Below are 19,327 nucleotides of genomic sequence, written 5' to 3' on the forward strand. Positions count from 1 at the left end.
TTTCCATGCAGCAAGTCCTTCGCGTCCCGCTGTCCGGCACCGAAACCATTGACCGATCGGATTTCGTGCCGCAGGCGCAAGCCCTGCGCGAACCGGCAGATGTTCGCGGCCTGCCGCTGACCATCCATGACCTGCGCAAATCCTTCGGCGACCATGAGGTGCTGCGCGGCATCGATCTGCACATCCCCGCCGGCCAGTTCGTTGCGATCGTCGGCCGCTCGGGTTGCGGCAAGAGCACGCTGCTGCGGCTGATCGCCGGTCTCGAGAAGCCGACCGCCGGCACGATCAGCTTTGGCGCGGCCGCGCGACCGGAGGACGTCCGGGTGATGTTCCAGGAGCCGCGGCTGTTGCCCTGGGCACGGGTGCTGGCAAATGTCGAGGTCGGCCTTGGCCGCGATCGCAAGGCGCAAGGCGCGCACGAGCGCGCGAGCCACGCGCTTGCCGAAGTGGGCTTGGCCGACAAGCGCGATCAGTGGCCGTCCGTTCTGTCCGGAGGTCAGAAGCAGCGTGTCGCCTTGGCGCGCGCGCTGGTCAGCGGGCCGCGGCTGCTTGCCTTCGACGAGCCGCTGGGCGCGCTCGATGCCCTGACGCGGATTACGATGCAACGGTTGCTCGAGCGGGTCTGGGCCGACCAGGCCTTTACGGCGATTCTCGTCACTCACGACGTCTCCGAGGCGGTCGCGCTTGCAGATCGCGTGCTGGTGATCGAAGGTGGCCGCATCGCCGAGGACATCAAGGTCGAGATGACGCGCCCGCGCGAGCGCGGCTCCGCCGATCTCGCCACCTTGGAAGGTGCGATCCTACGCGAGTTGCTCGGGCCGGGATTGACGGAATAGGGGCCTCTCATGAACTCGATCGTACGCATCGCGCCGCAAGCGGACGCGGATTTCCGCGCCGCGATGCGGCATCTCGTGGGCGGCGTCAGCGTGATCACGGTCGGCCGCGGCAGCGAGATCTCGGGCATGACCGTGACCTCGGTGTCCTCGCTCGCGGTCGATCCGCCGTCGGTGATTGTCAGCATCAACCGCGGTGCCTCGTCCTGGCCGCTGCTGCAGAGTGAGCGCGCCTTCGGCGTCAACATCCCCGCCGCCGATCAGCTCGAGATCGTTGAGCGCTTCGCGGGCAAAGGCGGGCTGAAAGGCGCGGAGCGCTTTGCCGGCGCCGACTGGCGCAAGCGGGTCACGGGCGTGCCGCTCCTGGTCGGCGCGCTGGCGGCGATCGACTGCGAGGTCGAGGAGATCATCGAACGGCATTCACATGCGATCGTGATCGGCCGGGTGCTGCATCTCGACGTCGGTCCGGCGGCGGCTGCGCTGGCTTATTGGCAGGGCGGCTATGTATCTGTCGATCGCGATGAGGACATGGCGCGGCTTGCCGCGCTCAGCGTGCCGAATCCGCCGTCGCGGAGCTAGAGCCGAGGCGGCGCGCCGCCGCGGCGGGCTGCAGCATCGGGGTGGCATTCGCCGGGCAGTGGGCTTAGAACCGCTTCATTCTCCTTTGGCGGAGCCAATGAAGCATATCGGCAAGCGTATCGGCACTTGGGCCTTGTATGTCGTCGGCACCGCCGCGATCCTCTATCTCGCGCTCTATGCCTACGCGACCTTGACACGGCGCGAGTTCACGCCCGGCGACCCCATCCACATCTTCCGCAGCCCGGACGCGCCGAACTATTCGTGAGAGGGCAGGAGGTCGGACTATTCGTCACTGCGAGCGGAATGCGCCGTTTGCTGCGGCAAACTGCTGAGCAGCTTGGGTGAGAGCAAGGGCATCGTCGAATTGAGTCTTCTGCGCAACCCTTATGCCCAGCAACAGGTCATTCGCGACGTCGCTGGGATCGATCTGACTTGATGATGGCGGGGCAGTTTGGTCCAGACTGCCCGAAAGCCCAGATCCGAACCCTTCACCGAAACTTGCCGAAAGATCAGTGCCGCGAAGCACGACGTGCAGCGTTCCGTCCCTCTGGACAACTTGGCCTGCTGAACTGGATCAAAACTATTGTTGCTCATTATATTCCCCCGAAGATACTCACAAACGAGTAGCGCTCGCGGAAGTAGACATATTGATCGCGTTCGAACGCATAATCAAAATCGCCGGTATGCCGCTCTAGATCTTCATTGATTGGCTGCCCGTTAATTCGATTTGCGTTGGGGTTGCTGTTGGAACTAATTTCCGACGGCACGCCATCGATGTTCCAGACGACATCACAATAAGCGAAGCCTTTGAACTCGGGACGGACGCTCACGTCGGCATAACTCTTCCTCGACTTCGCCTTGATTTCAACCGGCAGCTGTCCGGCAGCATCGAGCCGGTTAAATGACAGATCGGAGCTCGCCGGGTATACGTCGCCGACGACGTGCCCGGTGAAGAAGATCAGCGCCCCTGGCTTATGACGCGGAAGCCCAGGGAAGAACGTCGATTCCGTAGGGAAAAATTCATAGAGGGGGCTATCTTCGAACAGCACCTTCCTTCCATGATAGTCGCCAGCAGAACGGAACGCGCGTCGCGCGTCCCCGCTCGGATACCAGTAATCAGGCCTGCTAGGCGGCCAGTATGGACGAATCGCTTCGCTCACGAGCTCCGGCAGCTTCAAGCGCGAAAGGCCGCTACATATCGACCCCATCGCTCGATAGCCGGGCTTCCATCGGGGTTTCTCCCAGCGATTCCTCTCGTTGATACCTAGCAATTCATACGTTACGAAATTCTTCGGCGCCTCCATACGACGCCATTCCAGCCATTCGTCGCGCGTCGCTTTGCTGATCGTCGCGCCGAAAAATTTCAATTCGGAAAGCGGACTCTCGTAGGCGTCTTCGGAGGCATAAGCTATGCCGAACCACGGTGCATCCGCACTTTCGTAAGTCACAATTAGGGGCAGCAGGCTCTTTGGAACCTTTCCGTTCTCGGTCGTCTCACCGCCACAAGCTTCGGGCGGGCGCACCACTACGCCGTGCCCATCTTTCATCCTGAGCCCGAAGGCCATCGGCGCGGTGCCGACCTCCACGGTTCGGTCACTGTCCTTGTAGGTCGTGATGCTGACACGACAGCCGACCACGATGTCAAAATCGAGCGGCTCTCCCTTGTAGGCGAGATTGACCTTCAGCCGGTAATAGGTCGCGCGATCATCTCCGGGCGACTTGACCTGAACGGACTTCGTAAAGCCCACCCCGCTGCGAAGGACTCGCGCTCCTTCGCCCTGCCACGCGAATCCAATACCGAGTGCAAGGAGGAGGACGACGATCGCAACAGCGCCTCTTTTCATCTTATCACCGCGGACTGCAGGCCCCGGAGCCCGCGTTTGATTGAATCTTAAGGCCGGATCCTCAGCCTGTGCCACAGGGATCGAAGGTTCGCGCTTCTCGATTCGGAGAGATCAGGGGTGGTGGCTAGAAACGAAGCAATCCAGAGCCTAGCAGGAGGACTGGATCGCTTTGCCTCCGGCTCGCAATGACGTCCGCAACTAAATGCTCGATTGCCTCGATGAACAGGCGCAATCGCGAAAACTAACGGTGAATCGCTTGAGCTACCCGATCGTCGTCGGCATCCGCGCTTCGCCTGCACCCGGCGGCGGGATCGGCATGCCGCCATCGGCATATTCGTTGAGCTTGTTGCGCAGCGTGCGGATCGAGATGCCCAGGATGTTGGCCGCGTGCGTCCGATTGCCGAGGCAATGCTTCAGCGTCTCCAGGATCAGGTCGCGCTCGACGTCGGCCACGGTGCGGCCGACCAGGGCCCGCGTCACCTGTTCCGCGGCCATGGTCGCATGGGCCACGGCAGGCTGCGTCTTGACGATGTCGAGACGGTCGCCGTCGGGGGTGAGGATCGCATCGGCCCCGATCTCGTCGCCAACGGCCATCAGCACCGCGCGATGCATGGTGTTCTCCAGTTCGCGCACATTGCCCGGCCAGCGATTGGTGGTCAGCACGCGCTTGGCGTCGGCCGAAATCGGCCGCAGCGGCACGCCATTGGCGTCGGAATATTTGCGCGCGAAGTGATGGGCGAGCTCGAGGATGTCGGCCGGGCGCTCACGGAGAGGAGGGATCTTGAGGTTCACGACGTTGAGCCGGAACAGGAGATCCTCGCGGAAGCTGCCCTCGCGCACGGCATCGGCCAAATTGCGGTTCGAGGTGGCGATGATGCGGATGTCGACCGGAACCGGCCGGGTGCCGCCGACACGATCGATCACGCGCTCCTGGATGGCGCGGAGCAGCTTCGACTGCAGCCGCACGTCCATCTCGGAGATTTCGTCGAGCAGCAGTGTGCCGCCGGAGGCTTCCTCGAACTTGCCGATCCGGCGCGCCACCGCGCCGGTGAAGGCGCCCTTCTCATGGCCGAACAGTTCGGATTCCAGGAGGTGTTCGGGGATGGCGGCGCAGTTGATCGAGATGAAGGGACGTTTGGCGCGCGCCGAGCGGCTGTGCACGTAACGCGCCAGCACCTCCTTGCCGGTGCCGGATTCGCCGGTGATCATCACCGATGCATCGGAGCCGGCGATCTGCTGGGCGAGCTTGATCACCTTGGCCATCGCCTCGTCGCGGTAGACCAGATCGCGGGAGTCGTTGGCGACAGCGGCGAGCACCGCCGCGATCAGCTCAGGCTCGGGCGGCAGCGGGATATATTCCTTGGCCCCCGCATGGATCGCGGCGACCGCGGCGCGGGCGTCGCTGGTGATGCCGCAAGCGACGATCGGGACATGGATGTGCTCGGCATCAAGCCGCATCACCAGGTCACGGATGTCGAGCCCGACCTCGACCAGCAGCAGGTCGGCGCCCTTGCCGCCGCGCAGCACGCGCATCGCCTGCTCGTTGTCCTCGGCGTGAGTGACGGTCGCGCCATTGTCCATGGCGATCTTGGTGGCGGCGGTCAGCTGGCCCTTCAGCGTCCCGACGATCAGAAGCCGCATGTCGATCTCCTATTCGTTCCTCCGCGCTGCTCCGACAAGGCGCGCGTCTGTCATTCGTGTCAGTTGCGATCGGATTTGATGATTTCTGTCATCGTCACGCCGAGCTTGTCTTCGACCAGCACCACCTCGCCGCGTGCCACGAGACGGTTGTTGACGTAGATATCGATGGCTTCGCCGACCTTGCGGTCGAGCTCGAGCACGGTGCCCGGCCCGAGCTTCAACAACTCGCCGACGTCCATCTTGGAGCGGCCGAGCACGGCCGAGACCTGCACCGGCACGTCGAACACGGCTTCGAGGTCAGCGGCGATGCGTGCGGCCTGCTCGTCGTCGGTATAGGTGACGTCGCCGAGCGGCGGCGCGTCGGTGCCGTTGAGATCGGGAAGCGGGACCTGAGAATCGGTGTCGCTCATGACTTAAACTCCCTTGGCCGCAGCGGCGGCCGGATTCCTGGACGCTATGTAGCGCCCCACAAGTTCGTTGATCTTGGCTTCGATGGCCGCCCGCTCCAGCACCACGCCGCCATCGGCCCATTCGATCCGGCAATCGCCGGTCACGATCTCCGGCTCGGCCAGGATCACGAGGCGGCCCTCGAAGCCGCTCTGCTTGGCAAGCTTCTCGATCCGCTCGCGCGCGGTGTCGTAAAGCTGTTCGTTGATGCGCACGACGAGATGCGGCGTTGCGACCAGGTGAGCGAAACAGTCGGTGATGAGACCGGTGATCTCGCCGAGCGGCTCGGCCGCGATCAGCGCGCCGCACAGCTTGCGGGCGACCGCGATCGCAACGTCCACCGCTTCGGTCTCCATCCGCTCCTCGACGACGGCGAAGCGCGCGGCGATGCCTTGCAGATGGATGTTGATCTGTTCGAGCGAAGCCGCCATGCGGCGATCGGCTTCGACCTTGGCTTCGCGCTGCGCGGCCTCGTAGCCATTGCGGTAGGCGACCGCTTCGGCTGCTGCGACCTTCTGCGCGATCTCGGCGGCCGTCGCCGCCCGCTCCCGCGACTTGTCGGGTGCGGAGAAGTCGGTGTCGAACAGGAATTTCGCGGGCGCTGCCATCAATACACCAGTTCGTCGTCAGCGCGGTTCTTGGTGAGCATGATCTCGCCCTTGGCGGCGAGATCTTTGGCCAGGTTCACGAGCAGGGCCTGTGCCTCGTCGACGTCGCGCAGGCGCACCGGTCCCATCGCGGCCATGTCGTCCTGCAGCATCTTGGCGGCGCGGGAGGACATGTTGCTGAAGAAGAAGTTGCGAACCTCCTCGTTGGCGCTCTTGAGCGCGACGCCGAGCTTGTCCTTGTCGACATTGCGCATCAGGGTCTGCGCGGAGGCCGAGTCGAGCTTGATCAGGTCGTCGAAGGTGAACATCAGCGCCTTGATGCGCTCGGCGGATTCGCGGTTCTCTTCTTCCAGCGAGGTGATGAAGCGGGTTTCGGTCTGGCGGTCGAAATTGTTGAAGATCTCGGCCATGACCTCGTGAGCGTCGCGGCGGCGGGTCTGCGACAGGTTCGACATGAATTCGGTGCGCAAGGTCTGCTCGACCCGCTCGATCACTTCCTTCTGCACGGCCTCCATCCGCAGCATGCGGCCGATCACGTCGAGCGCCATGTCCTCGGGCAGGATCGCCAGCACGCGCGCCGCATGTTCCGGCTTCAGCTTGGACAGCACGACCGCGATGGTCTGCGGATATTCGTTCTTGAGATAATTCGCGAGCACCTCTTCCTGGACGTTGGAGAGCTTCTCCCACATGTTGCGGCCCGCGGGGCCGCGGATCTCGTCCATGATGCCGCTGACGCGCTCCGATGGCAGATATTGCTGCAGCAGCCGTTCGGTGGCGTCGAAATTGCCCATCAGCGCGCCGGAGGCCGACATTCGCGAAACGAATTCCAGCATCAGGTCTTCGACCACGTCAGCCTCGACGGTACCGAGGGTGGACATCGCGAGCGACAGCTCGCGCACCTCGTCGTCGTCGAGCTGCTGCCAGATCTTGCCGCCATATTGCTCGCCGAGCGCAAGCATCATGACGGCGGCCCGCCGCGGCCCGCTCAGGGGCTCGCTCTTCGGACGCTGGGCCTGACGGCTGGCGAGCGTCGCGATGACGGTGGAGATGTCGTTCGTGTTTGCGTTCTGCGTCTGTGGGAGCGACATGGCGATCTATATTTCGGTTTCTGCGCTTGACGTTGACGTTTCTGGATCAGTTCTGTTGCGGCTCGGCGAGCCATTGGCGGATGATAGCGGCGGCCTCGCCCGGATTACGGTCGGCCAGTTCGCCCACCCGGTGCACGGATTGGGCATGAACCTGGCCCTGCACCTGGGCGACGTCGATCAGATGCGCGGTCTGCTGCGAGCTCGCGGCCTGCGCCACGGCCTGGGCAGTCTCATCGGTGAGTGCCGGCAACCCGGTCAGCGCGGCAACGTCTTCGGAGGCGAGGATCTTCTTCACCAGCGGGCGGATCACCATGAACATCACGACCAGGCCGAGCAGCATCATCACGCCGAGCTCGATGACGTACATGACGTCGTCCTTGGTGAACTGCAGCATGCCGAGGATGCCGCTCGGTTCGTTGATCTGCGGCACCGCGGGCGCTTCGGCGAACTTCAGATTGACCACTTCCACCTGGTCGCCGCGCTTCTGGTCGAAGCCGATTGCCGATCGCACCAGGGCAGCGATGCGGTCGAGCTCCTCCTTGCTGCGCTCCTTGTAGACCAGTTCGCCCTTCTCGTTCTTGTCGTAGGCGCCGTCGACCAGCACCGCGACCGAGATGCGGTTGACGCGGCCGGCCTCGGTGACCTCGGTCTTGGTCGTCCGCGAGATCTCGTAATTGTTGGTTTCCTCGGTCTTCTTGCTCTGGTCGCGCGGGGTCTGCGGGTTGGCGTTCGGTGGCGTGCCCGGCAGTTCATTGGCGACCGTGACCTGGCCGTTGCTCTCGGTGGTCGCCGACTGCTCTTCCCGGGTCTGGCTGGAGCGCAGCACCCGGCCTTCGGGATCGTATTTGTCGGAGGTCTGGGTGATGCGGTTGTAGTCGAAATCGGCCGAGAGCTGCACCCGGGCGCGGCCTTGGCCGACCACGGAGGAGACGATGTCCTCGACCTGCTTGCGCATCCGCTTCTCGAAGGCGGTGCGCCGCTCGTCGCCGACCGCCTGATCGACGTCGGTGACCGAGCCGTCGGCGAGCAGTTGGCCGGCCTCGTCGACGATCGAGACCCGCTGAGGCTTCAACCCGTTGACGGCCGAGGCCACCAGGTGACGGATGGCGCGGATCTGCGCCGGGTCAAGCGCCCCGCGCACGCGCACGACTATCGAGGCGGACGGCTCCGGCGTCTCGCGCGAGAACAGGGGGCGCTCCGGCAGCACCAGGTGCACGCGCGCCGCCTGGACGCGATCGATGGACCGGATGGTGCGGGCGAGCTCGCCTTCCAGCGCGCGCAGATGATTGATGTTCTGAACGAAGCTGGTGGTGCCCAGCGCATCCGACTTGTCAAAGATTTCATAGCCGACGCCGCCGCCCTTGGGCAGGCCGCCCTCGGCGAGCTTCATGCGCAGCCGGGTCACCTTGTCCTTCGGCACCAGGATGACGCTGCCGTCGTTGCGCAGCTCGAATTGGATGCCCTGACGCTCCAGATCCTTGATGATGCTGGAGGAGTCCTCCATGCTGAGATCGGTAAAAAGAGTGGTCATTTGCGGCGTGGTCACGCGCATGATGACGAACGCGAAGAAGCCGATCAGCGCGGCCGTCACCGCGATCATCGCCATCAGCCGCGCGGCGCCCAAACCCTTCAGGAAATCAACCAGGCCTTGCAAGCAACTGCCCCACAGTTCGGTATTCAACAGGTGGCGGCGAGAGCGGGATTTGAACGTCGCGGGCCTTTACGGCCGATTGCAATTAACGCGAGATTTGATCCAACCTTCGCCGGGCACCTGCATTCCAAATGGTCTCTCGACCTCGACCACGGACACCGCGGCTTGCGGGCGGCGCGCGAAATCTGAATCGGACCACTGGGCAATTATTGCCTATGGGAAGGTTTCGATATGGTTAACGACTGTTAAAGGGTACTAACAAACTGTCGACATGCGAAAAAACGGCTTGGCGTGGCCAAGCCGTTTTTTTTCGAATCAGGATGGCGTCGTTAAGGATCTATTGACGATATTGCTGAATTCGGGTGGTGCGCAGGCCGGCGAGACCGTGCTGGTCGATCGAGAATTGCCAGGACAGGAATTCGTCGACGGTCAGAGTGTAACGGCTGCAGGCCTCCTCAAGCGACAGCAGTCCGCCGCGGACAGCGGCGACGACTTCGGCCTTGCGGCGGATCACCCACCGTTTGGTGCCGGGCGCGGGCAGATCGGCGATGGTGAGCGGGCTGCCGTCCGGCCCGATGACGTATTTCACCCTCGGGCGATGGGGTTCTGTCATGGCTTACTCACAAACTCTTAACCACTGAACTCACGGTAGTAACCTACGCCGACCCGCTTAAAATTTGCCTAAGCGAAGTCGCGCAATAAGAGGCTCCTTGGAAATGACGAGCGGTCCGGCACCGAAAAGCGCCAGACTGCTGATCATGGTAAATGAATTCTTAAATCTTTCCGGGCCTTGGCCCGAAGTCCTGGCGTCTCAGGCGAGCTTCATGTTGAAGCACTGGATCAACGCCGTTGGCGTCCGTACAGAGCGGGTGCTGTTCGGATGTCCGAAGTTCGCCAAAGAACTTGCCGCGAGGTGATGCGAACTTCGGAAGGTATGGGCGCTAGTTAACGATCTGCTGGATCTGGTTGACCGTATAGGTCTGGCCGCCAATCGACAGCAACGGCGGCTGCTGGCTCAGGTCGACCGACGAGACCACACCCGCGATCTGGGTGGTGATCGCCACCGGCTTGCCAGATGTGTCGGTCGCCGTGGTGGTCAGCTTGTACTGTCCGTCAGGCCATTGCGTGCCGTCATTGCCCCGGCCGTCCCATTGGAATGGCTGGTTGTTGCCGGCGCTAGCCGAAGCTTTTCCGGTGTAGACGGTCTGGCCGACGCTGTTGGTGATGGTCAACGTCAGATTGCAGTTCGACGGAATGTTGAGGTTCCAGGCCGCTGCCGACTTGACCATACTTGTCGTCGAGCCGTTGACCACGGCGGTCTTGCCGACAAAGGCGAGGGCCTGGGTCGCCTGCGTCGTCTGCTCCACCGAGAGCAGCGAAGCGAGCTGATCATTGGTCTTGAGCTGCTGCTCGACGCCGGCGAATTGCACCAGCTGCTGGGTGAACTGGTTGGTGTCCAGCGGATCGAGCGGGTTCTGGTTCTTCAGCTGCGTGGTCAGCAGCGTCAGGAAGGTCTGGAAGTTGCCAGCAATCGACGTATTCGAATTCGAAGATGTGTTTGAGTTCGATGTGGGCGTCGTCGTCCCTGAAACCGGGGGCGGCGACGTGATTGCATCACCAGTGGCCATGATCGCTCTCCTTACACCCTGATATCCACGCCGCCCTGCGACCCATACATCCGGCCGTAGGACCGCCCGGCCATCTGGGCCGCAACGGTCTCGTCCTCGGTCACGATCAGGCGATGCGCATTGCTGTTGTTGGACTGATTGTCGTTGCCGTTCTGGCCGGAAGAGGTCTGGTCGCGGAGCGAGAACGAAAGCCCGCCGCTGTTGGTCTTGAGGCCGGCATCGTTGAGGGCCTGCTGCAGCTGCGGCGCGGTCTGCTGCAGCATCGACAGCGTTTCCGGCTTCTCGACCCGCAGATGCGAGGTGACCTGGCCATTCTTGTCGACATCGATGCGGACATCGATCCGGCCGAGCTCGGCCGGATCGAGCCGCAGCTCAAAGCGGCTCTTGCCGTTCAGCGCGGAGGCGGCGATCTCAACCGCAACGCCATGCAGCGGCACCGTGCCGGATGTCGCGGCAGTCGCGGTCAGGTTCGCCGACGTGATTGGCGCGGCCGTCGAGGTGGGCGCGGAGAGCTGCGGCTGCAAGGCGCTGGCCACCTGTGCGCTCGGGTCGGAGCTGATGGGGGCCTGCACATCGACCTGCGCGCCGGCGCGATCATGCGCGGCCGGCGAAGCCGCATTGCCATTGCTCTTGGCGGCGTCGGCCACGGGGACCGCGGCCTTGTCGATCTCTGCCTGCTGTGGCGCGGCGCCGGTCGGGTCGGCCTGAGCGGCGGCCTGGGTCTGCGGCGCTGTCGTGTCCGGCGCCTTGGCGCCGTCTGCGGTGGCGCCGGTCGCCTTGGGCTGTGTGGCCGCGGCTTTGCCCGATGTCTTCGCGGTCGAGGGCGCGGCGGCATCAAGCGCAGCCGCAAATGCACCCGCTGGCTTGGCATCTTCGGTTGCGCCTGACGTCGTCGCGGTTGAAGTGCCGCCCGTGGTGTCGTCGGCCGCTTTCGCGCTTGTGCCATTGGTGGCCTTGGCCGCTGCGGCCATCAGGCCCGCTTTGGCATCGACCGTGCCGGACGCGCCCGTCGCGGCGGCGGCCGCCTGGGCGGAGGCTGCAGTTGTGGCTGCGGCGGTGACAGCGGAATCCGCGCCGTCGGTCGTCGCGGGCGCGGCCGGTGCATCGGCCGGAGCGATGGTGGGTTGAACCGCGACGGCAATCGGGGTGGTCGGCACTGCGGTCGGCGTCACAGCAGCTGCGGCGGCCGCGCTGTCGTCCTTGGCGCTCTTGTCAGTGTCGGTCTTGGCGGTCGACTTGCCGTCGTCCGTTCCCGATTTGCTGGAAGTCGCGGCGGACTTGCCGTCCGAATTGCTGTCCGACTTGCCGCTCTTGCTGGCCTTGTCGGTCTGGCCGGCGTCGGCGGTCCGGTCAGGACGCGCTGAACTCGGGTCGCTGTCGCTCGCAGAACGGGGACCCGAGGCGTCGTTGCTGCTGCTTGACGAGGAGTCGCGGCTGGCGCTGGATGAATTCGTGCTGCTGCTGCGCTGCGGTGGACTCGGTGGGGACGTGGTCGGCGCAGAAGAGGACGAATCGGACGGCGGGGTCGCAGCATCGACCAGCGCCGCAAAGCTGTCGGTGAGCTGCGCGGGATCGGGCCGCGTCGACTTCGCTGCCGTTGCCTGGTAGGCCGTGCTGGCCGTAATTTCTGTCGTGACGCTGACCACCTTAGAACCTCTCACGATCGACTCAACCGAAGCGGTTCAGCAAGGAGCGGGCCAGCCCGGCTCTCCTGATTTATTCTTTTAATATCAATGTGTTACATCGGTGTCGGTCTGACCGTCGCGCCTCGGCACCCACGCCGTTTCTGCCCGGCCGGCAAGATTTGCCGCGCAGGCCTGCGGCCAGCGCGATTGCTTCGCAGGACACGCACCTATATTAGAGAGTGGCTTTTTTCGCGTTACCGACCGGGCCTTGGTCCGGACCGGAAGATCGCGAGGAGGGCTTGCTAACCGCACAACGGCGCCACGCGAGAGTTCCCGGTCAGCAGGGAGCCCGTCCGTGGTCCATCGCAGTGACCTGACCATGCTCAACAGTCTCGATCTCGAAGGCCGTCCGCAGGACACCAGGGTGGTCGTCGCCATGTCCGGCGGCGTGGACTCCTCGGTGACGGCTGCGCTGTTGAAGTCGGAAGGCTATGACGTGGTCGGCATCACCCTGCAGCTCTACGATCATGGCGCGGCGACCCACCGCAAGGGAGCCTGCTGTGCCGGCCAGGACATCCACGATGCGCGCAATGTCGCAGCCCGGCTCGGCATTCCGCACTACGTGCTGGACTACGAAGACCGCTTCCGCGAGTCCGTGATCGACAATTTCGCCGCGAGCTATGCTTCGGGCGAGACGCCGGTGCCCTGCATCGAGTGCAACCGCGCCATCAAGTTCGGCGATCTCCTGTCGACCGCGCGCGAGCTCGGCGCCTCGGTGCTGGCGACCGGCCATTATGTTGCCTCGCGCCGGCTGGCCGACGGATCGCGCGCGCTCATCTGCGCCGCGGATGCCGATCGCGACCAGAGCTATTTCCTGTTCGCGACCACGCGCGAGCAGCTCGACTATCTGCGTTTTCCGCTCGGCGACATGACCAAGCCCGAGGTGCGCGAACTGGCGCGGCGTTTCGAGCTCGAGGTCGCCGACAAGCACGACAGCCAGGACATCTGCTTCGTGCCGACCGGCCGCTACACCGATGTCATCGGCCGTCTCAGGCCGAACGCGATGGAGCCCGGCGAGATCGTCGATCTCGACGGCCGCGTGCTCGGCAATCACCACGGCATCGCCAATTTCACGGTCGGCCAGCGCAAGGGGCTCGGCATCGCCAAGGGCGCGCCGCTGTATGTCATCAGGCTCGATGCGCAGACCCGGCGCGTGGTGGTCGGTCCGCGCGAGGCGCTGCGCACGCATCGCATCCTGCTGCGTGAGGTCAATTGGATCGGCGACGGCGCGCTCGATGCCGCCCTGCGTGGCGGGCTCGAGCTGTTCGTGCGGGTGCGCTCGACGCGTCCGCCGCAGCCGGCCTGGCTGCGCGGCGCCGATGGGCATTACGAGGTCGAGCTCGTCGCCGGCGAAGAGGGCGTCTCGCCGGGACAGGCCTGTGTGTTCTACGACGCTCCGTCCGGCCGCGCCCGCGTGCTGGGCGGCGGTTTCATCCAGAGCGCCGATTCCAAGCCGCAAGCCACGGGCCGCAGCGCGGGGCCGCAGCGCATCGCCGAGGCCGTCCGCGGCTGATCATCAAGTCAAGGTAAGAGGGGCATGGGGGACATCGACCGCGCCGGGGTCGAAAAGGCCTATGAGCGCTGGGCGCCGGTCTACGACCTGGTGTTCGGCAGGGTGTTCGACGAGGGACGGCAATCCACCATCGCGGAAGCGAACCGGATCGGCGGCCGCATCCTCGACGTCGGTGTCGGCACCGGGCTCTCGCTCTCGGACTATGCGCGCACGACCAAAATCTGCGGCGTCGACATTTCCGAGCCGATGTTGCGGCGGGCGCAGCAGCGCGTGCGCGAGCTCAAGCTCAGCAATGTCGAAGTGCTGGCAGTGATGGATGCGAAGAACCTCGCCTTCGCCGACAATCTGTTCGATGCCGTGGTCGCGCAATATGTCATCACCGCGGTGCCCGACCCGGAAGCGACGCTCGACGATTTCATCCGCGTGCTCAAGCCGGGCGGCGAGCTGATCCTGGTCAATCATATCGGCGCCGAGACGGGCCCGCGCCGGATATTCGAACTGGCGTTCGCGCCGATTGCCCGACGGCTCGGCTGGCGGCCGGAATTCCCCTGGGCGCGGCTGACCAATTGGGCCGCCAGACACGGTGGTGTGGCCTTGGCCGAACGGCGCCCAATGCCGCCGCTCGGGCATTTCTCGCTGATCCGCTACCGCAAGAATTGATCGGAGCAGGGCGGTTCCATCACCCGTCAATGACACCCGGCGGCGCGACGCGGGCGGAACGACATCGTCGGCCCGGCGTTGCCGAGCCATGAGCATCAGGACATCATTCGCTGTTCCATTCCTCGCGGTTTTATTCGCGCTTACGGCGAGCGCCGCGACTGCGGTTCACGGTCAGGCCCCGCCGACCCCAGCCACGCCGCCGCAGGCCACCGCGCCCGCGCCGTCCGCCGATCAGAACGCGGCTTGCGCCCCCAACGCGCGGGCAACCCCGACCCCGGACGGCATCACCACCGGCCAGGCCGGCGAGCCCTTGGGCGACAAGCTTGCCAAGACCAACGGCGTCTTGTGCCCGCCGGCCGGCGTCGATCCCGAGATGCATGCGCCGACCCCGGAGGGCGGCACGACGCCGGTGATCCCGCCGCCCGGCAGCCCCGGCGGGAATCCGAACGTGCAGCCGAAGTGAGCGGGCTCTCGTCCCACAAGCGGCGGGGCGCGCGGTAGGCCGGGTGGTCACGATATCGCCGTAGTCGAACCGGGATCGCATCGGCGCGTCGCGCGACATGCGGAGCGTAAGGTTTGCAATGTCCGCGACGCTTGCTTGACAGGCCGTCGACGGACTCCTTATATGCCGCGCGTTCGCGAAGCCGTCCGCGGTCTTTTAGACCCGCACTGGACCTTGGCCGAACACCGTGGCGGGGTAGCTCAGCTGGTTAGAGCACGGGAATCATAATCCTGGGGTCGGGGGTTCGAGTCCCTCCCCCGCTACCAATCCTGCGATTTTCTACGCCAAAGCACGATTATCTACGATCTAACGCTCCCGATGGTAGCCCATGGTAGCCCACTGAACATTCGCGTGAATTGGTCGGTTGCAAAGGCGTGGAGCCTTGGGCTCTGCGACCAACCGCGGCGGTGAGGACCGGGCGCATGACATCGGCAGCGCTTTGGCGCGAAACGGGCGTTTAGGCTCGGTCGTATGGCAAGCAGGGCCGAAAGCAGACCCCATTATGACGGCAAATTGCGTGGCCTTCGTTTCTTTGGTCGACCAGAACGATGGAGACCCCGCACCTCCTGCTGTTGAAAGAGCTCCCCGCAGAGTTGGCGCAACCATTGGCTTGCCGGGTCATGATGGAAACGGGCGTGCCAATATTGCTTCACCGTAAACCCGGCGATTGCCAGCGGGCAGTCGAGCACGCGTAGTCCATAGTAGTGAGCCAGCGTCTCGCCAATGTGTCGTGGAAGCGTGGCGACCAGATCAGTCGTCCCGACGATTGCGGGTAGTCCCAAAAAGCCGGGTAGCTCGAGCGCAACCTCAAGGACTATCCGCTGCTCCCGTAGCGCGCCAGCGAGCAATTGATGTCCCGTGCCGGAGCGAATGAGGACGTGTGCCTCGCGCCTGAAATCCTTTACCGTCATGCGGTCGCGGATTCGAGCGTGTTTGGCGCTGGTCAAACAGACCCAGTCCTGCGGAAAGAGCGCCTGCTGGAAGTGCCCGGCGTCGAGATCCGAGATGTAGCCGAGCGCCAGATCGGCCTCGCCGGATTGCAGCATCCGTGGTGTGTCGGAGCCGATCTGTGTCGCCTCGATACGAACGCCAGGGGCAACGCGGCGGACGTGAGCGAGAATGGAGGGGAGCAGCGTGACGTGGCTCCCATCCGTCATGCAGATGGCAAACCGGCGCTTTGCGGTCGTCGGATCGAAGTCGGTGCGAAGCTCTGCGAGACGGCGCAGCATCTCTAACGCTTGTCTGGCCGTGCCGATGAGCGCCTCGGCGCGCGGCGTCGGCAGCATCCCGTCCGCCGACCTGATGAAGAGTGGATCGTCCAATTCCCTTCGCAGGCGTGCCAGCCAGATCGAGATCGTCGGCTGACTTTGACCGAGCTTCTCGGCCGCCTTGGTGACGCTGCCGGTGGTGAACAATGCGTCGAAGAGCCTGAGCAGGCGCGGGTCCAGCAGGTTGGTCTCGGCACGATGATCTGAGTGCTTCATTGTGATTCACAATAATACGTATAAGGATCATAGCATATCTTAATGTCGACCAGCCTGCTACCACGCGTCCAACGCCGAGAAAGGCGCTGGGAGAAGCGTTCGGATGAGGATCTGCTTTATCGGAGCGGGGGCCTTAGGGTCGACCATCGGCGGCACGCTGGCGCGCGGCGGGGCCGAGATCTGGCTGATTGATCCGTTCCAGGCTCATGTCGACGCAATCAATGCCACGGGCCTGCGGATGCTCGAAGGTGACTCCGAGACCATCGTGAAGGTCACTGCTTGCACTTCCGCGGCCGAGGTCGGCGTAGAGGCAGACCTCGTCATTGTTCTGGTCAAATCCTACCACACGCGGGATGCCGTCCGGGAGGCAGCGCCGATCATTGGGCCGCGGACGGTCGTGATGTCGCTGCAAAACGGTCTCGGTCACGAGGACATCCTGTCGGAGGAGGTTGGTCGTGACCGGGTCATGGCGGGCAAAACCTATGTTGGTGGCGTGCTGCTGGGCCCTGGTCATGTTCGCTCCGGGGTCATCAGCAAGGAAACTATTGTTGGCGAACTTGATGGACGCTTGACGGAACGCGCCCGGCGAATTTCCGAGACTTTCAATCGTGCCGGCATCCTCACGCTGCTCAGCGACAACATCTTGGGCACGATGTGGGACAAGCTTTTTATCAACGTCGCCGGCGGCGGGGTTACCGCCATTACCGGGCTGACCTATGGCGGCCTCTATTCGCTACCGATCTTGGAAGATTGCGCGCTGGCGGCAATCTCAGAGGGCATCGCGGTCGCGCAGGCCGCCGGCGTGAAGATCTCGATTACCGACCCGCGACGTGCCTGGACGATGGCGTCTGCCGGACTACCGCCCGAGTTCAAGACGTCGATGTTGCAGAGCTTGCAGTCCGGCAATCTGACCGAGGTTGATTACATCCACGGCTCCGTCGTGCGTTGGGGCGCCAAGCTCAAGGTGCCGACCCCGGTCAACTCCACCCTCGTCGCGCTGGTCAAGGGCATCGAATACGCCCGCAGCGATTATCCTGGAAAGACCTGAGACGATGTCGCTGCCTCGCGCCTATGTCGAACACGTCGCGATCCGCGTGCCGGACGTTGATCGTCACGTCGCTTTCTTTCGTGAGGTGCTGGGTCTCGGCATCCGCGACGAGCAGCCTGGCCATGGCGCGCGTCCGCGCCAGGTGTGGGTGCTGGGAAGCGTGCAACTTATTGAAGATCCAAACTTTGCGGGGCCGGAAGGGCGTCTCGCCCATCTCGGCATCATGGTCGACGATTACGAGGGTGTGCTCGCCCGTGCCGCCGCATGGGGCGCCAAGGCGCTGCCCGCGGGGCCGAACTGGCTCGAGCTGCCCGGCGGTCTCAACCTCGAAATCTTGCAGGCCAGTGCAGGTGCCGTGGAAGCGGCCCTGGCGATCAATCCCCGTGCCTAGAGGAAGACGCGACATGACCGGTGAGCGCTACTGGGACGATGCTAAGGTCGGTGACGAATGCGTCACTCCCTCGGTGACGGTCACCGAAGCGATGGTGAATGCCTATGCCGAATTGACGGGTGATTTTACGCCCGTTCATGTCGACGAGGAATACGCCAAGACCACACCCTTCGGCACGCGCGTCGCGCACGGGCTGTTTGGTCTGTCGCTGGCCGACGGTTTGAAGACCCGTGCCGACTACCGCTTCCTTCCGGGAATGTCGCTGGGCTGGACGTGGGATTTCAAGCTGCCGATCAAGCTCGGCGACACCGTCCACGTGAAGTTCCGCGTCGGTTCGATGCGCACTACCAAGCGCGATGGGTGGGGCATCGTGGTGCTGCCCTCGGAGCTCGTCAATCAGCGCGGCGAGGTGGTGCAGCTGGGTGAGCATCGGCTGATGATTCCAATGCGCCCGAAAACCAGCGCCGCGGGAGAGCCGGCATGACCGCGCAAGATCTGCCGCTCCAAGATCTGCCGCTCAAAGGCATTCGCGTCATCGACTACAGCCATTTCCTGGCAGGCCCGTTCATGGGCCGTTGCCTCGCCGCGATGGGCGCGGAAGTCATCAAAGTCGAGCGTCCGAAGCAAGGCGATGCGGGCCGCGCCCATGGGTATTTCAAGGACGGACAATCCGGCTACTTCCTGCAGCAGAACATGGGAAAGCAGGGATTGTGCATCGACCTGCGCGACACGCGTGGTCTCGACATGATGATGAAGCTGGTCGACACAGCCGACGTCTTCATCGAGAACTACCGCCCTGGCGCACTCGAGCGTCTCGGGCTCGGTTACAAGGCGCTGTCGGCGCGGAATCCCAGGCTGATCTATTGCTCGGTCTCCGCCTATGGCCACACTGGTCCCTATGCCGACCGTCCGGGCTTCGGCCTGATCGCAGAGGCGATGTCGGGCGCGCTGGCGCAACTGGGCTCGCCCGGTGAAGCACCGCCGCTGCTGCGGATGCCGCTGGCCGACATGTATACCGGTATTCACGGTGTCGCAGCGATCAATGCGGCGCTGGTTGGTCGCGCATCATCCGGGCGCGGCCAGCACATCGATCTGGCGCTGTACGACTGCATGGTTTCGATGCACGATTACGCGATTCAGCGTTACTTCCTCTCCGGCGGCACCGACCTGCCCAAGCAGACCGGCAGCGGACAACCGGACTCGACCGTCTACGGAGTCTTCCCGGCCAAGGACGGCAATCTTGTCATCGCCGCGCAGGTCGATGACGCGTGGCGACGATTGGCGACGCTGATCGGTGGGAACGCGCTCGCATCCGACGAGCGCTTTGCCAGGCCTGCCGCGCGGAACGCTCATTATGCCGAGGCGATGGAGATTGTGCGCAACTGGACGCTGTCGCAGCCTTCCCGGGATGCCTGTCTTGCCGCACTCGAGGAAGCAGGTGTGCCGTCCGCTCCTGTGCAGACCATCGAAGAGGTCGTGAGGGATCCGCAGATCCACGCCCGCGGCATGCTGGTCGAGCAGCAGCATCCGGTGCTCGGCAAGGTGACATTGCCAAACCTGCCTTTTCGCTTCTCCGACTGTGACACGACGGTACGCACTCCGGCACCGCTGCTTGGGCAGGATAACCGCCGCATTGCCGCCTCGCTCGGCTTTTCGCTTGAGAATGTCGATGCGATGGTTCGCGACGGCGTTCTCTACAACGAAGCCGCCGTGGAGGAGTGAGCG

Annotated in this window: 22 protein-coding genes and 1 tRNA gene; 12 read left to right on the plus strand and 11 right to left on the minus strand. The window is 64.1% G+C overall.

Going from position 1 to position 19,327, the window contains the following annotated elements; all coding sequences use genetic code 11:
- The first annotated feature begins 5 nt into the window (after positions 1-5).
- The 3 genes from ACQR1W_RS15015 (at position 6) to ACQR1W_RS15025 (ending at position 1,677) form a co-directional block, all read left to right on the plus strand.
- Positions 6-836, plus strand: coding sequence for an ATP-binding cassette domain-containing protein (locus ACQR1W_RS15015; protein WP_434851488.1), 831 nt, complete (start codon positions 6-8; stop codon positions 834-836).
- A 9-nt stretch (positions 837-845) separates the two neighbouring features.
- Positions 846-1,412 (plus strand): flavin reductase family protein, encoded by a 567-nt coding sequence (locus tag ACQR1W_RS15020; protein ID WP_434851489.1) that lies wholly within the window; start codon positions 846-848, stop codon positions 1,410-1,412.
- 97 nt (positions 1,413-1,509) lie between these two features.
- Positions 1,510-1,677 carry a hypothetical protein gene (locus ACQR1W_RS15025; RefSeq protein ID WP_434851490.1) on the plus strand — a complete coding sequence of 56 codons (168 nt, stop codon included), beginning with the start codon at positions 1,510-1,512 and terminating at the stop codon, positions 1,675-1,677.
- A 24-nt stretch (positions 1,678-1,701) separates the two neighbouring features.
- Here the strand turns inward: ACQR1W_RS15025 and ACQR1W_RS15030 are convergent, their stop codons facing one another.
- The 8 genes from ACQR1W_RS15030 to ACQR1W_RS15065 all read right to left on the minus strand — a co-directional run bounded on the left by ACQR1W_RS15030 (position 1,702) and on the right by ACQR1W_RS15065 (position 9,304).
- Positions 1,702-1,938, minus strand: coding sequence for a hypothetical protein (locus ACQR1W_RS15030; RefSeq protein WP_434851491.1), 237 nt, complete (start codon positions 1,936-1,938; stop codon positions 1,702-1,704).
- Between the two features lie 67 nt (positions 1,939-2,005).
- Positions 2,006-3,256 (minus strand): hypothetical protein, encoded by a 1,251-nt coding sequence (locus ACQR1W_RS15035; protein WP_434851492.1) that lies wholly within the window; start codon positions 3,254-3,256, stop codon positions 2,006-2,008.
- 261 nt (positions 3,257-3,517) lie between these two features.
- Positions 3,518-4,897, minus strand: coding sequence for a sigma-54-dependent transcriptional regulator FlbD (gene flbD, locus ACQR1W_RS15040; RefSeq protein ID WP_434851493.1), 1,380 nt, complete (start codon positions 4,895-4,897; stop codon positions 3,518-3,520).
- Positions 4,898-4,956: 59 nt separating this feature from the next.
- Positions 4,957-5,307, minus strand: a complete 351-nt coding sequence (gene fliN / locus ACQR1W_RS15045; protein WP_008970643.1) for a flagellar motor switch protein FliN — start codon at positions 5,305-5,307, stop codon at positions 4,957-4,959.
- A gap of 3 nt (positions 5,308-5,310) precedes the next feature.
- Complete coding sequence (locus ACQR1W_RS15050) at positions 5,311-5,952, minus strand: FliH/SctL family protein (protein WP_434851494.1); 642 nt, start codon at positions 5,950-5,952, stop codon at positions 5,311-5,313.
- On the minus strand, positions 5,952-7,040 hold the full coding sequence (fliG, locus tag ACQR1W_RS15055) for a flagellar motor switch protein FliG (RefSeq protein WP_008970645.1): 1,089 nt from the start codon (positions 7,038-7,040) through the stop codon (positions 5,952-5,954). Before fliG ends, ACQR1W_RS15050 begins: the two co-directional genes overlap by 1 nt.
- Positions 7,041-7,086: 46 nt before the next feature.
- Positions 7,087-8,694 carry a flagellar basal-body MS-ring/collar protein FliF gene (gene fliF / locus ACQR1W_RS15060; protein WP_434851495.1) on the minus strand — a complete coding sequence of 536 codons (1,608 nt, stop codon included), beginning with the start codon at positions 8,692-8,694 and terminating at the stop codon, positions 7,087-7,089.
- Between the two features lie 334 nt (positions 8,695-9,028).
- Positions 9,029-9,304, minus strand: a complete 276-nt coding sequence (locus ACQR1W_RS15065) for a DUF1153 domain-containing protein (RefSeq protein WP_002714638.1) — start codon at positions 9,302-9,304, stop codon at positions 9,029-9,031.
- Positions 9,305-9,401: 97 nt separating this feature from the next.
- Here ACQR1W_RS15065 and ACQR1W_RS15070 point away from each other — a divergent pair, with 97 nt between their 5' ends.
- The gene (locus tag ACQR1W_RS15070; RefSeq protein ID WP_434851496.1) at positions 9,402-9,608 is read left to right on the plus strand and encodes a hypothetical protein; all 207 of its coding nucleotides are present in this window, start codon (positions 9,402-9,404) and stop codon (positions 9,606-9,608) included.
- 24 nt (positions 9,609-9,632) lie between these two features.
- On the opposite strand, the gene ACQR1W_RS15075 is transcribed toward ACQR1W_RS15070, so the two are convergent.
- Together ACQR1W_RS15075 and ACQR1W_RS15080 are read right to left on the minus strand one after the other, a co-directional pair.
- Positions 9,633-10,319, minus strand: a complete 687-nt coding sequence (locus ACQR1W_RS15075; protein WP_434851497.1) for a flagellar hook assembly protein FlgD — start codon at positions 10,317-10,319, stop codon at positions 9,633-9,635.
- A gap of 11 nt (positions 10,320-10,330) precedes the next feature.
- Positions 10,331-11,965: a flagellar hook-length control protein FliK gene (locus ACQR1W_RS15080; protein ID WP_434851845.1), complete on the minus strand. Its 1,635-nt coding sequence runs from the start codon at positions 11,963-11,965 to the stop codon at positions 10,331-10,333.
- 358 nt (positions 11,966-12,323) lie between these two features.
- Between ACQR1W_RS15080 and mnmA the strand changes: the two genes are divergently transcribed.
- From mnmA to ACQR1W_RS15100, 4 genes are all read left to right on the plus strand, one after another.
- Entirely contained in the window at positions 12,324-13,517 is a 1,194-nt protein-coding gene (gene mnmA, locus ACQR1W_RS15085; protein ID WP_434851846.1) for a tRNA 2-thiouridine(34) synthase MnmA, read from the plus strand.
- A 24-nt stretch (positions 13,518-13,541) separates the two neighbouring features.
- Positions 13,542-14,177, plus strand: a complete 636-nt coding sequence (locus tag ACQR1W_RS15090) for a class I SAM-dependent methyltransferase (RefSeq protein ID WP_434851498.1) — start codon at positions 13,542-13,544, stop codon at positions 14,175-14,177.
- Positions 14,178-14,265: 88 nt separating this feature from the next.
- The gene (locus ACQR1W_RS15095; protein ID WP_434851499.1) at positions 14,266-14,640 is read left to right on the plus strand and encodes a hypothetical protein; all 375 of its coding nucleotides are present in this window, start codon (positions 14,266-14,268) and stop codon (positions 14,638-14,640) included.
- A 228-nt stretch (positions 14,641-14,868) separates the two neighbouring features.
- Positions 14,869-14,945, plus strand: a tRNA-Met gene (locus ACQR1W_RS15100).
- Positions 14,946-15,179: 234 nt separating this feature from the next.
- Here the strand turns inward: ACQR1W_RS15100 and ACQR1W_RS15105 are convergent.
- Positions 15,180-16,163 (minus strand): LysR family transcriptional regulator, encoded by a 984-nt coding sequence (locus ACQR1W_RS15105; protein WP_434851500.1) that lies wholly within the window; start codon positions 16,161-16,163, stop codon positions 15,180-15,182.
- 103 nt (positions 16,164-16,266) lie between these two features.
- On the opposite strand from ACQR1W_RS15105, the gene ACQR1W_RS15110 reads away from it, so the two are divergent.
- From ACQR1W_RS15110 to ACQR1W_RS15125, 4 genes are read left to right on the plus strand one after another with little or no spacing between them, the layout of a single operon-like run.
- Positions 16,267-17,211: a ketopantoate reductase family protein gene (locus ACQR1W_RS15110; RefSeq protein WP_434851501.1), complete on the plus strand. Its 945-nt coding sequence runs from the start codon at positions 16,267-16,269 to the stop codon at positions 17,209-17,211.
- 4 nt (positions 17,212-17,215) lie between these two features.
- On the plus strand, positions 17,216-17,602 hold the full coding sequence (locus tag ACQR1W_RS15115) for a VOC family protein (protein ID WP_008973154.1): 387 nt from the start codon (positions 17,216-17,218) through the stop codon (positions 17,600-17,602).
- 13 nt (positions 17,603-17,615) lie between these two features.
- A complete protein-coding gene (locus ACQR1W_RS15120; RefSeq protein ID WP_434851502.1) occupies positions 17,616-18,086 on the plus strand; it encodes a MaoC family dehydratase in 471 nt (156 codons plus the stop codon).
- Complete coding sequence (locus ACQR1W_RS15125; RefSeq protein ID WP_434851503.1) at positions 18,083-19,324, plus strand: CaiB/BaiF CoA transferase family protein; 1,242 nt, start codon at positions 18,083-18,085, stop codon at positions 19,322-19,324. The genes ACQR1W_RS15120 and ACQR1W_RS15125 overlap by 4 nt, the downstream gene beginning before the upstream one ends.
- The last annotated feature ends 3 nt before the right edge of the window (positions 19,325-19,327 follow it).

The sequence above is a fragment of the Bradyrhizobium sp. HKCCYLS1011 genome (genome assembly GCF_051167795.1).
Lineage (GTDB): Bacteria > Pseudomonadota > Alphaproteobacteria > Rhizobiales > Xanthobacteraceae > Bradyrhizobium.